The 14537-nt window shown below is 43.0% G+C and carries 12 protein-coding genes and 1 tRNA gene; 9 read left to right on the top strand and 4 right to left on the bottom strand.

What is annotated here, in order from left to right:
* Positions 1-46: 46 nt before the first annotated feature.
* Positions 47-1012, top strand: a complete 966-nt coding sequence (locus tag D8797_RS02000) for a class I SAM-dependent methyltransferase (protein WP_125379052.1) — start codon at positions 47-49, stop codon at positions 1010-1012.
* 35 nt (positions 1013-1047) lie between these two features.
* Positions 1048-2241 (top strand): acetate kinase, encoded by a 1194-nt coding sequence (locus D8797_RS01995; RefSeq protein ID WP_125379051.1) that lies wholly within the window; start codon positions 1048-1050, stop codon positions 2239-2241.
* A 323-nt stretch (positions 2242-2564) separates the two neighbouring features.
* On the opposite strand, the gene D8797_RS01990 is transcribed toward D8797_RS01995, so the two are convergent.
* Complete coding sequence (locus D8797_RS01990) at positions 2565-3455, bottom strand: RluA family pseudouridine synthase (RefSeq protein ID WP_125379050.1); 891 nt, start codon at positions 3453-3455, stop codon at positions 2565-2567.
* A 151-nt stretch (positions 3456-3606) separates the two neighbouring features.
* On the opposite strand from D8797_RS01990, the gene pbp2a reads away from it, so the two are divergent.
* From pbp2a to nusG, 4 genes are all read left to right on the top strand, one after another.
* A complete protein-coding gene (gene pbp2a / locus D8797_RS01985; protein ID WP_125379049.1) occupies positions 3607-5829 on the top strand; it encodes a penicillin-binding protein PBP2A in 2223 nt (740 codons plus the stop codon).
* Between the two features lie 60 nt (positions 5830-5889).
* On the top strand, positions 5890-6042 hold the full coding sequence (gene rpmG / locus D8797_RS01980) for a 50S ribosomal protein L33 (protein WP_015605910.1): 153 nt from the start codon (positions 5890-5892) through the stop codon (positions 6040-6042).
* Positions 6043-6051: 9 nt separating this feature from the next.
* The gene (gene secE / locus D8797_RS01975; RefSeq protein WP_005592084.1) at positions 6052-6231 is read left to right on the top strand and encodes a preprotein translocase subunit SecE; all 180 of its coding nucleotides are present in this window, start codon (positions 6052-6054) and stop codon (positions 6229-6231) included.
* A gap of 294 nt (positions 6232-6525) precedes the next feature.
* Positions 6526-7062, top strand: coding sequence for a transcription termination/antitermination protein NusG (gene nusG / locus D8797_RS01965; RefSeq protein WP_125379048.1), 537 nt, complete (start codon positions 6526-6528; stop codon positions 7060-7062).
* 355 nt (positions 7063-7417) lie between these two features.
* On the opposite strand, the gene D8797_RS01960 is transcribed toward nusG, so the two are convergent.
* Positions 7418-7488: transfer RNA gene (locus tag D8797_RS01960), tRNA-Cys, on the bottom strand.
* Positions 7489-7763: 275 nt separating this feature from the next.
* On the opposite strand from D8797_RS01960, the gene rpsB reads away from it, so the two are divergent.
* Positions 7764-8546, top strand: coding sequence for a 30S ribosomal protein S2 (rpsB, locus tag D8797_RS01955; RefSeq protein ID WP_015605907.1), 783 nt, complete (start codon positions 7764-7766; stop codon positions 8544-8546).
* 81 nt (positions 8547-8627) lie between these two features.
* Positions 8628-9671, top strand: coding sequence for a translation elongation factor Ts (tsf, locus tag D8797_RS01950; RefSeq protein WP_005591546.1), 1044 nt, complete (start codon positions 8628-8630; stop codon positions 9669-9671).
* Positions 9672-9977: 306 nt separating this feature from the next.
* On the opposite strand, the gene D8797_RS01945 is transcribed toward tsf, so the two are convergent.
* A complete protein-coding gene (locus tag D8797_RS01945) occupies positions 9978-11039 on the bottom strand; it encodes a GTP pyrophosphokinase (RefSeq protein ID WP_125379047.1) in 1062 nt (353 codons plus the stop codon).
* 63 nt (positions 11040-11102) lie between these two features.
* Positions 11103-13604, bottom strand: a complete 2502-nt coding sequence (gene leuS / locus D8797_RS01940; protein WP_125379201.1) for a leucine--tRNA ligase — start codon at positions 13602-13604, stop codon at positions 11103-11105.
* 180 nt (positions 13605-13784) lie between these two features.
* Here leuS and D8797_RS01935 point away from each other — a divergent pair, with 180 nt between their 5' ends.
* A complete protein-coding gene (locus D8797_RS01935) occupies positions 13785-14486 on the top strand; it encodes an ion transporter (protein WP_125379046.1) in 702 nt (233 codons plus the stop codon).
* Positions 14487-14537: the final 51 nt, after the last annotated feature.

The following is a 14537-nucleotide window of genomic DNA, read 5'->3' as shown; positions in this document are numbered from 1 at the left end:
TGGAAAGAGGGCTTCTTTTTGGTATCATAAGACAACGGAGGATGCCATGAAATTTGAAAAAATAGAACGAGCTTTTCACCTGCTTTTAGAAAATGTGCAAAATATCCAAAATGCGCTAGGAACTAATTTCTATGATGCCTTGATTGAGCAAAATGGGATTTATCTGGATGGAGATACAGACTTACAAGAAATTCTGAAAAATAATGACAAGCTTCGTGCCCTGCATTTGACCAAGGAGGAGTGGCGTCGGGCTTATCAGTTTATTTTCATGAAGGCTTCTCAAACAGAGCCTCTTCAAGCCAATCATCAGTTCACACCGGATTCGGTCGGCTTCTTGCTGAGTTTTTTGATTGACCAGTTGGCCCAAGACGAGAGAGTCGATTTGCTGGAGATCGGCAGTGGAACAGGCAATTTGGCGGAGACTCTGCTCAACCACACAAAAAAAAACATGGATTATCTGGGCCTAGAAATTGACGACTTGCTGATTGATTTGTCTGCCAGCATTGCCGAAGTCATGAATTCTAAGGCACACTTTGCTCAAGGAGATGCGGTGCGGCCTCAGGTTCTGAAAGAAAGCGACTTGATTGTCAGTGATTTGCCAGTGGGCTATTATCCAGATGATGCCGTGGCGGCTCGTTATGAGGTTGCCAGTCCAGACGAGCGTACTTACGCCCATCATCTCTTGATGGAACAATCGTTAAAATATTTAAAACCGGGGGGCTATGCTATCTTTCTCGCCCCAAATAATCTGCTGACGAGCCCACAAAGTCACCTGCTGAAAAAATGGCTACTGTCTAGCGCTCAGCTCTTGGCAATGATTTCCCTGCCAGAGAAGATTTTCGCGAGCCGACAGAATGCTAAGTCGATATTTGTACTGAAAAAACAAGGCGAATCAGACACCCAGCCGTTTATCTACCCTTTGCAGGACTTGCAGAGTCAGGATGAAATCTTAAAGTTTCGTGAAAGTTTTCAAAACTGGGTCAAAGTTAGTGAAATTCGAACAAATTTCTGATATAATAGTTTGAAAACGCTTAAAGAGGTGACGAGATGTCAAAAACTATTTCTATTAATGCTGGAAGTTCGAGTGTAAAATGGCAACTTTATTCAATGCCAGAAGAAAAGGTGCTGGCTAAAGGTTTGATTGAGCGGATTGGTCTCAAGGACTCAATTTCTACGGTTAAATTTGATGGTCGTTCTGAACGCCAAACCTTAGATATTGCTGATCATACACAAGCTGTGAAAATTTTATTGGACGATTTGAAACGATTTGAAATTATTCAATCTTACGATGAAATTACAGGTGTTGGGCACCGTGTCGTAGCTGGAGGCGAGTATTTCAAAGAATCAGCTCTTGTGACTGACGATGTGCTGGAAAAGATTGAAGAGTTGTCTCTACTAGCTCCTTTACACAATCCTGCTAATGCGGAAGGTATCCGTGCTTTCAAGCAACTTCTTCCAGACATCACTAGTGTGGCTGTTTTTGATACATCTTTCCACACAACCATGCCAGAAAAAGCTTATCGCTACCCATTGCCAACCAAGTACTACACTGAAAATCAGGTCCGTAAATACGGAGCACACGGAACCAGCCATGAGTATGTAGCCCACGAAGCTGCGAAACTTTTGGGTAAACCGATTGAAGAATTGAAACTTATCACTTGCCACATCGGAAACGGTGCTTCTATCACAGCAGTTGATAAGGGGCGCTCAGTGGATACTTCTATGGGCTTCACTCCTCTTGGTGGAGTTATGATGGGAACACGTACAGGTGACATCGACCCAGCGATTATTCCATACTTGATGCAACATACAGATGATTTTAACACGCCAGAAGATATCAGTCGAATTCTGAATCGTGAATCTGGACTGTTGGGCGTTTCTGAGAAATCAAGTGATATGCGCGATATTCATGAAGCTATGCGTGCAGGTGATGAAAAGGCACAATTGGCAAATGAAATTTTTGTGGATCGCATTCAAAAATACATTGGTCAGTATTTAGCTGTTTTAAATGGAGCAGATGCCATTATCTTTACAGCTGGTATTGGTGAAAACTCTGTGACCATCCGTCGCATGGTTATCGAAGGAATTTCTTGGTTTGGCTGCGATGTCGATCCAGAGAAGAATTTCTTTGGTGCTACAGGAGATATTTCAACAGAAGCTGCTAAAGTCAGAGTTCTGGTTATCCCGACAGATGAAGAGTTAGTCATTGCGCGTGATGTAGAACGCTTTAAAAATCAATAATCAAAAAGCTCGGCCTAGCTGAGCTTTTTCTTGTGACTTTGTGATTATTCTTTGGTCAGATAGGATGATTCAAAGCGGGTCGGGGCTTGCAGCAGTAAGAACTAATAGTCAAGTATGGACTGGAAATCAATTTGGCACAAGGTAGATGACCTATAAAGAATGGGTAGATGCTTGTTTGTATCTAGCGTGCTAAGTTGCTAACTAGAGGAGAAGAAAAAGACGATGTCCGGTAGGAAATCGTCTTTTGGGGAAAATCTGGCTTTTGAAAGAATTGTGGTTAGTTGGCGATGTGGAGTATAAGTCTTGGGGAATCGGTTATCTGGTTAGCTATCTTTTTTAGATTTGCTTTTGTGCCGTTTGATTTCTGCTTCAAAACTCTCTGACGGTGCTTCCACGTTGATGGTTTCTAGGGTAAATGGATGAGTCAATGTCAAGCGGTGGGCATGGAGCATGAGGCGACCTTGGGGTTGAGGATGGTAGAGAGGATCGCCGATGATGGGATGGCCGTGATGGGCGAGATGGACACGAATTTGGTGAGTCCGTCCTGTTTTCAATTGGCATTTGACCAGAGTCGTATTGCCAAAGTCCTTGAGTCGGGTCACATGAGTTTCGGCATAGAGCCCTTTTTTCGGATCAACGAGGCGTTTCCTTCGGTCATGGCGATCGCGTCCGATTTTATCTTTATAGACGATAGTTTTGCTGGGAAATTTTCCTTGAGCAAGGGCCCAATATTCGCGGGAGATTTCTTTGTTTTCCAAGAGGCGGTTGAGAATGGGGAGGACAAAGGGATTTTTAGCAAACAGGATGGCGCCACTTGTTTCTTTGTCCAGTCGGTGGACGACATAGCAGGTTTGTCCGACATAGCTTGATACATGGTTGAGCAGAGCGACTTCTGTCGGCTCATTGCCGTGACTTTTCATGCCGTTTGGCTTGTTGACGATGATGAGATGCTCGTCCTGATAGAGCTCCTCGACCAGATGAGGCTGGCCAGCGGGGAGTTCTTTTTCTGGATAATCCTCTTTGTCAAAGGTCAGTTGAATGCTGTCACCAGGCTTGACCAAAGTTTGCCAATGGATGGACTCACCGTTGACCAAAATGTGTTTCTTGGTTCGGAGAAAGTAACGAATCTTTCGTGGGATGAGCAGCTGCTCTTCTAGCAGTTCTTTGACAGTCATCGGAGGCAGGCTTGCGGGGATGGTAATAGTAAATTTCATGTTTTCATTGTAGCAAAAACTAGTCCATTTGGAAATGCTTCGTTGGAAAGGGGAAAGCTGATCTGCTATTTCCTTAAAGAAAGCTAAAAGGAGTAGCAAGTAGCGGAGTCGTGCCTTGTGTCTGCATGGATAAGGTGATAAAATATGTTTTATGAAGAAATTAAATGATATATTTGAAAAATTAGTCAATCTGTTTAAAACGGATCATCCTCAGAAGAAAGTTGCTGAGGAGCTGGAGGGTGAGACGCCTGAGCCTAGCTATAGCCGGTCTGGTAAGAATCGGAAGAAGCCCCTGTCTCAACATCCTTTCCGTCGCTTTTGGCGCAGGTTTCATCTGACCAAGATATTCTTGATTCTCGGCTTGACCTTTGGTCTGGTGGTCGGTGGCTATCTTTTTTATGTAGCTAAGACGACCAATGTCAAAGACTTGCAGAATGCTCTTAAAGCCACGACCTTGATCTATGATAAGGATGGAAATGAAGCGGGCAGCTTGTCTGGGCAAAAGGGAACTTATGTCGAATTAGACGCGATTAGTCAGGACTTACAGAACGCTGTTATTGCGACAGAAGACCGTTCTTTTTATAAGAATGGCGGGATTAACTACAGTCGCTTCTTTCTAGCCATTTTAACTGCGGGTCGCTCTGGCGGTGGCTCGACTATCACGCAGCAGTTGGCCAAAAATGCCTATCTTTCTCAGGATCAGACCATTGAGCGGAAGGCCAAGGAATTTTTCCTAGCTTTGGAAATTAACAAAAAATACAGCAAACAGGAAATCCTGACCATGTACCTCAATAACTCTTATTTTGGAAATGGCGTTTGGGGCGTGGAAGATGCCAGCAAGAAATATTTTGGTGTATCTGCCAGCCAGCTCAGTTTGGATCAATCAGCGGTTCTAGCTGGTATGCTCAAAGGACCAGAGCTATATAATCCCCTGTATTCGATTGAGAATGCGACCAACCGTCGTGACACCGTTCTTCAAAATATGGTGGCGGCAGGTTATATTGATCAGGCAACGGCGGATCAGGCTGCGACGGTTGGCATTGGAGGCCAGCTAGTCGATGCCTATGAGGGCAAGTCAGAAGACTACCGCTACCCATCTTATTTTGATGCAGTTATCAATGAAGCGGTCAATGATTACGGTCTGACGGAAGAAGAAATCGTCAACAACGGCTATCGGATTTACACCGAATTGGATCAAAATTACCAAGCCAGCATGCAGGTCATCTATAGCAATGTTGATCTCTTCCCGCAGGCTGAAGACGGAACGAGGGCCGAGTCAGGAAGCGTAGCGCTGGATCCTAAGACGGGTGGTGTTCGGGCTCTGGTTGGTCGTGTCAACAGTGCTGATGGCTCTGCTTTTCGCACTTTCAACTACGCGACTCAGTCTGCTCGTAGTCCAGGCTCAACCATCAAGCCTTTGGTGGCCTACAGCCCAGCTATAGCAGCCGGCTGGTCAACGAATAAGGAACTAGATAATAGTCGGACAGTTTTTGGTGACTATAAGGTCAATAACTACGGCAATATCCAAAGTTCACCGACGGTTCCAATGTATCAAGCCTTGGCTGAATCCCTCAATATTCCCGCGGTTTCAACAGTGGATGAATTAGGCGTGAACAAGGCCTTTGAATACGGCAAAAAGTTTGGGCTTAATATGGATAAGGTAGAACAGAATCTAGGTGTGGCTCTGGGAAGCGGAGTGACGACCAATCCACTTCAGATGGCTCAAGCCTATTCAGTTTTTGCGAATGATGGAGTTATGAATGATGCCCATCTTATCACCAAGATAGAAAATGCTAGTGGTCAGGTTGTTAAAACCCACCGGCAGACTTCTACCCGCGTTCTCAATCGCTCAACCACAGAAAAGATGACCAGCATGATGCTGGGAACTTTCTCAAACGGAACGGGAGTCTATGCAGCTCCGTATGGCTATACAATGGCTGGAAAGACAGGAACGACAGAGACTGACTTTAACCCTGATTTGTCAGGAGACCAGTGGGTCATCGGTTACACACCAGATGTGGTTATCAGCCAATGGCTGGGCTTCCCTAAGACGGATGAAACTCACTATCTGACTGGTACAAGTGCCAATGAAGCTTCGGCTATTTTCCGTAATGTAGCCAACACTATCCTGCCTTATACGGAAGGAACTTCCTTCTCGGGTGAGAAAAATGCCTATGCTGAAAATGGGATTTCCCCGGTCGATACCTACGGAACTGGTCAAACGAATACGACTAGCGAAAATAAAGACTTCCTGAAAGATGTCCAGGAGCGGGCGCAAAACCTGGTAGATGATGCCAAGAAAGCTATCGATGAGTCTGGGATTACTGAAAAAGCCAAAAATCTCTGGGATACCATTACTGGCTGGTTCCATTAATCGTCTAAACAGCTTGTCAAAGAAGTAGAAAACTGCTATAATAAGGGGAATGGAGGCGTCATGGCATTAAAAAAAGCGAGTCTAGCGTGTACAGTTTGTGGGTCACGAAACTACTCAATCAAACTTAGTAGCACTCCAAAACCTACGCGTCTAGAAGTGAATAAATATTGTAAACACTGCAGTAAATATACGCTGCATAAAGAAACCAGATAGGAGATAGTTGTGAAATTCATTAAAGATGTTTTCGTTTTGCTACGAGATACAACTTGGCCTACCCGTAAAGAAAGATGGACTGATTTCCTTTCCGTAATGGAATACACAGCATTCTTTGCTGTTGTGATCTATATTTTTGATAAGGTAGTTGCCAGCGGTCTCTTCCGCATAATCAACATGTTTTCATAAGAAAGATGAGGCTGGGACAAAAGTCCTAGCCTCTCAATTGTCTTTGTATTGTCGAGCAAGACGCAGTGGTTGAGTGGGCTCTACTACGCTGATTTCATCAGCTTTTACAGCCCTACTCAACTGTGCGGAGGTGAGACGACGAAATCGAATTCTAACGAATTACCGATTTCTGTCCCACTCTCATTTGTCTGTAAAATATTTACCAAAATGCTTTGTAATTTTAGATTTTATGGTATAATAAGGCTAGATATCAAGCAGAAGCCCTAGGCTTTTTTATTTAGGAAAGGACAAAACATGGACAGTTTTGATAAAGGCTGGTTTGTACTGCAAACCTATTCAGGCTATGAAAATAAGGTAAAGGAAAATCTCTTGCAACGTGCCCAGACCTATAATATGCTGGAAAATATCCTGCGCGTGGAAATTCCAACTCAGACCGTGCAAGTCGAGAAAAACGGCAAGAGCAAGGAAGTCGAAGAAAACCGCTTCCCAGGTTATGTATTGGTTGAGATGGTCATGACGGACGAAGCTTGGTTTGTCGTGCGGAATACACCAAACGTAACTGGATTTGTGGGTTCACACGGAAACCGTTCGAAACCAACTCCGCTCTTGGAAGAAGAAATCCGTAGCATTCTGATTTCTATGGGACAAACGGTTCAAGAGTTTGACTTGGATGTCAAGGTGGGCGATACAGTTCGCATCATTGACGGTGCCTTTGCTAACTATACTGGCAAAATCACGGAAATTGACAATAATAAGGTCAAGATGATTATCTCTATGTTTGGAAATGACACGGTTGCCGAAGTCAACCTCAGCCAAATTACTGAATTATAATTTTTGAATGCATGAAAAGGAGTCGGAAAGCATTTTCCGCTCTTTTTTGTTAGCAGCGCTGAGGTATTAGATAAAAGCTGGTCATTCTGGTATCATTGCAATTCATTAAACTTGAGCAGTGACGTAAAAAATACAAACAAAAAAGAGAGTGGGACAGAAATCGGTAATTCGTTAGAATTCGATTTCGTCGTCCCACCTCCGCACAGTTGAGTAGGGTTGTAAAAGCTGATGAAATCAGCGTAGTAGAGACCACTCAACCACTGCGTCTTGCTCGACAATCCAAAGACAATTGAGAGGCTAGGACTTTTGTCCCAGCCTCTTGCTTAGTATAAAGTCGGATTTGAACCGATAAAAAAGGCGGTAGACGGATTTGAACCGACGATCAAGCTTTTGCAGAGCCGTGCCTTACCACTTGGCTATACCGCCACAACTCTTACTATTCTACCTTAAAATGGCCTGTTCGTCAAGAGCCTGACCCGACTTAAGTGAGAATTTCTTGAAGGATGGCTAGCAGATGGGCTGAATCAAAGCGAGAAAATACTGCCCAAATACTTGTCAAAAGCTAGAAAATTTGATATGATAGTAGATGCCGTTTAAACGGTAGAAATACTCATTTTAGATGAATTGTGGAGCCGTTGCCGATTGGTAGCTCTGCGAGCTGAAATCTAAAAGAGGAAAAAAACAAAAAGGAGAATTTACTCATGGCAGTAATTTCAATGAAACAACTTCTTGAGGCTGGTGTTCACTTTGGTCACCAAACTCGTCGCTGGAACCCTAAGATGGCTAAGTACATCTTCACTGAGCGTAACGGTATCCACGTTATCGACCTTCAACAAACTGTAAAATACGCAGATCAAGCTTATGACTTCATGCGTGATGCAGCTGCAAACGATGCAGTTATCTTGTTTGTTGGTACTAAAAAGCAAGCTGCTGAAGCTGTAAAAGAAGAAGCAGAACGTGCTGGTCAATACTACATCAACCACCGTTGGTTGGGTGGAACTCTTACAAACTGGACAACTATCCAAAAACGTGTTGCTCGTTTGAAAGAAATCAAACGTATGGAAGAAGAAGGAATCTTCGAAGTTCTTCCTAAGAAAGAAGTAGCACTTTTGAACAAACAACGTGCTCGTCTTGAAAAATTCTTGGGTGGTATCGAAGATATGCCTCGCATCCCAGATGTAATGTACATCGTTGACCCTCATAAAGAGCAAATCGCTGTTAAGGAAGCTAAGAAACTTGGTATTCCAGTAGTTGCGATGGTTGACACAAACACTGATCCAGACGATATCGATGTGATTATCCCTGCTAACGACGACGCTATCCGTGCCGTTAAATTGATCACTGCGAAAATGGCTGATGCTGTTATCGAAGGCCGTCAAGGTGAGGACGCTGTAGCGACTGTTGAAGCAGAATTTGCTGCAACTGAAACTCAAGCAGACTCAATCGAAGAAATCGTTGAAGTTGTAGAAGGCGACAACGCATAATTTTCATAAGTCAATTAACCTAAAGGGGCGGGGCTCAGCCCGGCCCCTTTATTTAAAAATAGTAAACATAGGAGAAGAAAAATGGCAGAAATTACAGCTAAGCTTGTAAAAGAATTGCGCGAAAAATCTGGTGCTGGTGTCATGGACGCTAAGAAAGCATTGGTTGAAACAGATGGTGACATCGAAAAAGCGATTGAATTGCTTCGCGAAAAAGGTATGGCAAAAGCAGCTAAGAAGGCTGACCGTGTTGCCGCTGAAGGTTTGACAGGCGTTTACGTGGATGGTAACGTTGCAGCTATCGTTGAAGTCAACGCTGAAACTGACTTTGTTGCGAAAAATGCTCAATTCGTTGAATTGGTAAATGCTACTGCAAAAGTTATCGCAGAAGGCAAGCCAGCTAACAACGAAGAAGCATTTGCATTGACAATGCCTTCAGGTGAAACTCTTGAAGCTGCATACGTATCTGCAACTGCGACTATCGGAGAAAAAATCTCATTCCGTCGTTTTGCTTTGGTTGAAAAGACTGATGCTCAACACTTCGGTGCTTACCAACACAACGGTGGCCGTATCGGTGTTGTTTCAGTGATTGACGGTGGCGATGACGCTCTTGCGAAACAAATTTCTATGCATATCGCTGCGATGAAACCAACTGTTCTTTCATACAAAGAATTGGATGAGCAATTTGTTAAAGATGAATTGGCACAATTGAACCATGCTATCGATCAAGACAATGAAAGCCGCGCTATGGTTGACAAGCCAGCACTTCCACACTTGAAATATGGTTCAAAAGCTCAGTTGACTGACGAAGTGATTGCACAAGCTGAAGCTGACATCAAAGCTGAGTTGGCTGCTGAAGGTAAACCAGAAAAAATCTGGGACAAAATCATCCCAGGTAAAATGGATCGCTTCTTGCTTGACAATACTAAAGTTGACCAAGCTTACACACTTCTTGCACAAGTGTACATCATGGATGACAGCAAGACAGTTGAAGCTTACCTTGAATCAGTGAATGCTTCAGTAGTTGAGTTTGTTCGCTTTGAAGTTGGTGAAGGTATTGAAAAAGCAGCTAACGACTTCGAATCAGAAGTTGCAGCAACAATGGCAGCTGCTCTTGGCCAAAACTAATCTAAGTTTATAACAAAAAAAGATTGAAGAGAAATCATTTCTTTTCAATCTTTTTTTGTTATGCTGGTCTGAATAGCTCTTCTTTTAAATTGAGATAAACTGTTTTACGAGATAGATGACAGTAAGTCCAATTAAGGAGAGTTTATATCAAAAGGACTTAGCCCTGTGCAATACAGAACTAAATTCTTTGGATAAATTGATTGTCTAACTTTTTGGGGTCAGTACAACTTTAGAAAGAGTTATACTACAATTTCTGTAACCTATCCAAACGAAAAGCACCACTTTTCATATTTAAAAAATTACTTTTTAACCTTCATATACATCAATTGGGTACGATATATCAAATACATCTGAAAATTGATCATTCGAAACTTTCATAAATTCTTCATCAGAAATATCGATCCTATTAACTGATTCTAACACACTAGTAATATGTAATAATGGAGCCAATACCGACATACTCGTATAATGTATAATATCCATCTCAATTGCCGATATCCTTAAAAAGATATCCTTATATCTTTCTAATAATTCATCTATATCTCCTATAGTCTTCAAACCCAATTTTTTCACCCTCTGAACTACCGTAGATAGAAAAGAACTATTAATATTAAAATCTATATCCACATCTAACGATTTAATCGTATTCAGTAGTTCAATGTAATTTTGATCTTCTGTTACATAAGTCATAAGCGTACTGCTATCTATCGGTAATTCTTTTTTTGAAGTAGGTAATTTTTCCCTTATCTCCTGCTCATAGTTATTAATATTATTTTTTAACTGTAAAAAATTATCATCGGCCAATTCAATTAATCCCGCCAATCTGGAGAATTGTCTTCTATATTGATCAGGTATATCTTCCTTACTTTTATATCCCAAATCATGTTCAATTTCAGCCCAGGCATGCTGCATAACTGTCCTAATTTGTATCTCTAATTTTATATTCTTAAATCTACCATATAAAGTAGGTGAAGTGTTCTCTGCTTTTAAACCCACCACATAATGAAGTGAAACATAACCAAATTTTGTTGGATCCTCACTTTTACGTTTATCAATAGTATTCTCTACATCAACCTCGAATTCTTGACTTATTAACTCAGCTATTTTATCAACATCATCACTAAAGTACGTTATGATACGAATACCGCATAAATCGGTAATCTCAGCTAAATTAGAATAATTTTTCCTTTTTACTTTGCCTTCAAGAGACTCTACAGTTTTTACTCTCCCAATTATTTCATGAACGTTAATAGATTGACTTTTAATAATATTCTTTACAGTATTCTCTACATAATTTAAGCAATCTTCATAACTCCCCCGTGAAACAGAATATCCATCAACAATCTTCTTATGACTTTGATTCATCATAAATCCCTCCTAAAAAGTGAACAAAAAAACTGTTTCTTTTTTTTAATCAACTATAGTCTACAATTATTTCACCACAATATTAACCAGTTTATTTGGCACACTAATGACTTTCACGATTTCTTTGCCGGCGATTTCGGATTTGATTTTCTCATCTGCCAGAGCGATTTCCTGCAGTTCCTCACGGCTCAGGTCTTTGGCTACGACTAGCTTAGCACGAACTTTACCCTTGATTTGAACTACGATTTCGACCTCTGCCTCGACCAGTTTACTTTCATCATAAGTTGGCCAAGCTACATAGGAAATGCTCTCGCCAGTTTGAGCGACTGCCTGCCAGAGTTCTTCAGCCAAGTGCGGTGCAAAAGGCGCCAGCAATTGGATAAAGCCTTTGGCATATTCGACATGGAGCTTTTCTTCCTTGTTGGCTGCATTGACAAAGATCATGAGCTGGGCAATGGCTGTGTTAAATTTGAGCTCCTCAATCTGCTCTGTGACAGCCTTGACTGTTTCATTATAGACCTTGTCAAGAGCTCCGCTATTTTCCGCAACGATTTCTTTGCTTGTCATCAAGCGGTAAACACGATCCAGGAACTTACGGCTTCCTTCAAGACCTTCTTCTGACCAAGCAATGGAAGCATCCAGTGGCCCCATGAACATTTCATAGACACGAAGGGTATCGGCACCGTATTGCTCCACCACATCGTCTGGGTTGACCACATTCTTGAGAGATTTAGACATCTTAGCAGGTGCCTGTTCCAGTTCTTCTCCCGTTTCGATATTGAAGAAAGAACCGTCGCGTTTTTCCACCTTGTCAGTTGCCACAAGGGCTCCACGGTGATCACGGTAGCTTGTTCCCAAGATCATCCCTTGATTAAAGAGTTTTTGGAAAGGCTCTTTGGTTGGCACCACTCCGATATCATAGAGGAATTTATGCCAGAAGCGAGCGTAGAGAAGATGGAGCACAGCGTGCTCTGCACCACCGATGTAAATATCAACTGGCAGCCAAGCCTTGAGCAGCTCTTCGTCTGCTAATTTCTCATTGTTGTGCGGGTCGATGTAACGCAGGTAATACCAGCTAGAACCTGCCCATTGAGGCATGGTGTTGGTTTCACGGCGTCCTTTGACACCGTCTTCGCGAGTCACTTCCAGCCAGTCAGTCAGATTGGCCAGAGGGCTTTCACCGGTACCAGAAGGACGGATATCCTTGGTTACAGGCAAGACAAGTGGCAGTTCATTTTCAGGGACAGCTGTTGAAGTGCCATCTTCCCAATGAATGATTGGAATAGGCTCACCCCAGTAGCGCTGACGACTAAAGAGCCAGTCGCGCAGGCGATAGGTGACTTTTTCATTTCCGACACCTTCCGCTTCCAGCCAAGCAACCATCTTTTCGATAGCGGCAGCCTTGTCCAAGCCATCTAGGAAGCCCGAGTTAATGTGCGGACCGTCTTCTGTATAAGCAGCCTCAGCAACATTGCCACCCTCTAGAACCGGAATAATCTCTAAATCAAACTGCTTAGCAAACTCCCAGTCGCGCTCGTCATGCGCAGGAACGGCCATGATAGCCCCTGTTCCGTAGCTTGCAAGCACATAGTCGGCAATCCAGATTGGGATTTCCTTGCCATTGACAGGATTGATGGCATAAGCTCCTGTCCAGACACCGGTCTTATCCTTAGCTAGATCAGTCCGCGCTAGATCGGATTTGAGGCTGGCTGCGTGTTTGTAATCTGCTACTGCTTGAGCTTGCTCTGCACTCGTAATGGCATCAACGAGAGTATGCTCCGGAGCCAAAACAGCATAGGTCGCACCAAAAAGAGTGTCCGGACGAGTCGTAAAGACGGTGAAGTCCTTGTCTGTGTCCTTAATCTTGAAGGTTACATTAGCACCGGTTGATTTACCGATCCAGTTGCGCTGCATGTCCTTGATAGACTCAGGCCAGTCCAGCTCTTCTAAATCATTGAGCAAACGCTCTGCATAGGCTGTGATTTTCAGCATCCACTGACGCATAGGCTTGCGGACGACTGGATAACCACCGCGCTCAGAAGTGCCGTCTGGCAGGACTTCCTCATTGGCGATAGCCGTTCCCAGCTCTTCCACCCAGTTTACTGGCACTTCAGCTTCATAAGCCAGGCCTTTTTCATAAAGCTTGGTGAAAATCCACTGGGTCCACTTGTAGTAGTTAGGGTCAGTCGTGTTAACTTCCCGATCCCAGTCGTAAGAAAAACCAAGCGCATTGATTTGGCGTTTGAAGTTGGCAATGTTTTCTGCTGTAAAGTCAGCTGGGTCATTTCCTGTATCCATGGCATATTGCTCAGCCGGTAGACCAAAGGCATCCCAGCCCATTGGGTGAAGGACATTGTAGCCTTGGGCGCGCTTGTAACGACTGAGGATATCCGTCGCTGTGTAGCCTTCAGGGTGTCCTACGTGCAGACCAGCTCCTGATGGATAAGGAAACATATCCAGTGCATAAAAGTTAGGCTTGTCCTTGTCCGTACCTGTCTTGAATGTATGGTGCTCAGCCCAGTATTTCTGCCACTTGGGCTCGATTTCTTTGTGATTGTAAGTTGCCATAATCATCTACTCTCCAACGATCTTTTCCGTGTTCTAGACACGTTTCTATCTATTATACCATTTTCAAGGGATTTTGAAAGCAACCGACGAAGGAGAATGAAGAAAATCTTTGCGGATCGACCTTGACTTATTTTTAAAAACAGATAGAATGAAAGCAAGTTTAAAAAAGTGAGGTTGAGGATGACAAGGAAGACTTTATTTCAGATTATTGAGCCCCATCAAAAGGAAAATGCGATTGAAAAAGCCTATGATGTGCTTATGTTCCTGACTATTATTGTCAGCCTGATCCCCCTGACCACCAAGAGTCACACTGGAAGCTTCGTGTGGTTGGATTTTGTGTCAACGATTATTTTTATTATTGACTACATTCTTCGGCTTCTAACGGCTGATTATAAATTGGAAAAGGGGAAGTTTTCTTTTTTCCTCTATCCATTTACCTTTCTGGCGCTGGCTGACTTGCTCTGCATTTTGCCATCCCTCTTTTTGTTGAATAATAGTTTGCGGCTCTTTAAGATTTTGCGCATGCTTCGGATCTTGCGCGTCTTCAAGTTTATTCGCTATTCTAAAAATATCCAAATATTGACCAATGTCTTAAAAAAGCAGAAGGACAGTTTGATGATCGTGGGTCTTTTGGCTCTCGGCTATATCTTCATTTCTGCCCTTATCATTTTTAATGTCGAGCCTAGTACATTTCCTAATTTTTTTGACGCTCTCTACTGGGCAACCATTTCCCTGACGACGGTTGGCTATGGTGATATTTACGCAGTTTCAACGACCGGAAAAATTATTACCATGATTTCTTCCTTTTTAGGAATCGCCATTGTGGCTCTGCCTGCTGGTATCATCACGGCCGGCTATATGAAAGAAATCAAAGAACTATAAAAACCTGTTCGGGAAGGCTTTAATGCCCTTCCTGAGCAGGTTTTTTGATTG

Origin of the sequence: Streptococcus cristatus (assembly GCF_003944225.1) — a bacterium.
Lineage (GTDB): Bacteria > Bacillota > Bacilli > Lactobacillales > Streptococcaceae > Streptococcus > Streptococcus cristatus_K.
This window is presented reverse-complemented; position numbering and strand designations above follow the sequence as displayed.

Coding starts and splice junctions, on each gene's coding strand:
- D8797_RS02000 (WP_125379052.1), top strand. CDS start 47: ATGAAATTTGAAAAAATAGAACGAGCTTTTCACCTGCTTTTAGAAAAT.
- D8797_RS01995 (WP_125379051.1), top strand. CDS start 1,048: ATGTCAAAAACTATTTCTATTAATGCTGGAAGTTCGAGTGTAAAATGG.
- D8797_RS01990 (WP_125379050.1), bottom strand. CDS start 3,455: ATGAAATTTACTATTACCATCCCCGCAAGCCTGCCTCCGATGACTGTC.
- pbp2a (WP_125379049.1), top strand. CDS start 3,607: ATGAAGAAATTAAATGATATATTTGAAAAATTAGTCAATCTGTTTAAA.
- rpmG (WP_015605910.1), top strand. CDS start 5,890: ATGGCATTAAAAAAAGCGAGTCTAGCGTGTACAGTTTGTGGGTCACGA.
- nusG (WP_125379048.1), top strand. CDS start 6,526: ATGGACAGTTTTGATAAAGGCTGGTTTGTACTGCAAACCTATTCAGGC.
- rpsB (WP_015605907.1), top strand. CDS start 7,764: ATGGCAGTAATTTCAATGAAACAACTTCTTGAGGCTGGTGTTCACTTT.
- tsf (WP_005591546.1), top strand. CDS start 8,628: ATGGCAGAAATTACAGCTAAGCTTGTAAAAGAATTGCGCGAAAAATCT.
- D8797_RS01945 (WP_125379047.1), bottom strand. CDS start 11,039: ATGATGAATCAAAGTCATAAGAAGATTGTTGATGGATATTCTGTTTCA.
- leuS (WP_125379201.1), bottom strand. CDS start 13,604: ATGGCAACTTACAATCACAAAGAAATCGAGCCCAAGTGGCAGAAATAC.
- D8797_RS01935 (WP_125379046.1), top strand. CDS start 13,785: ATGACAAGGAAGACTTTATTTCAGATTATTGAGCCCCATCAAAAGGAA.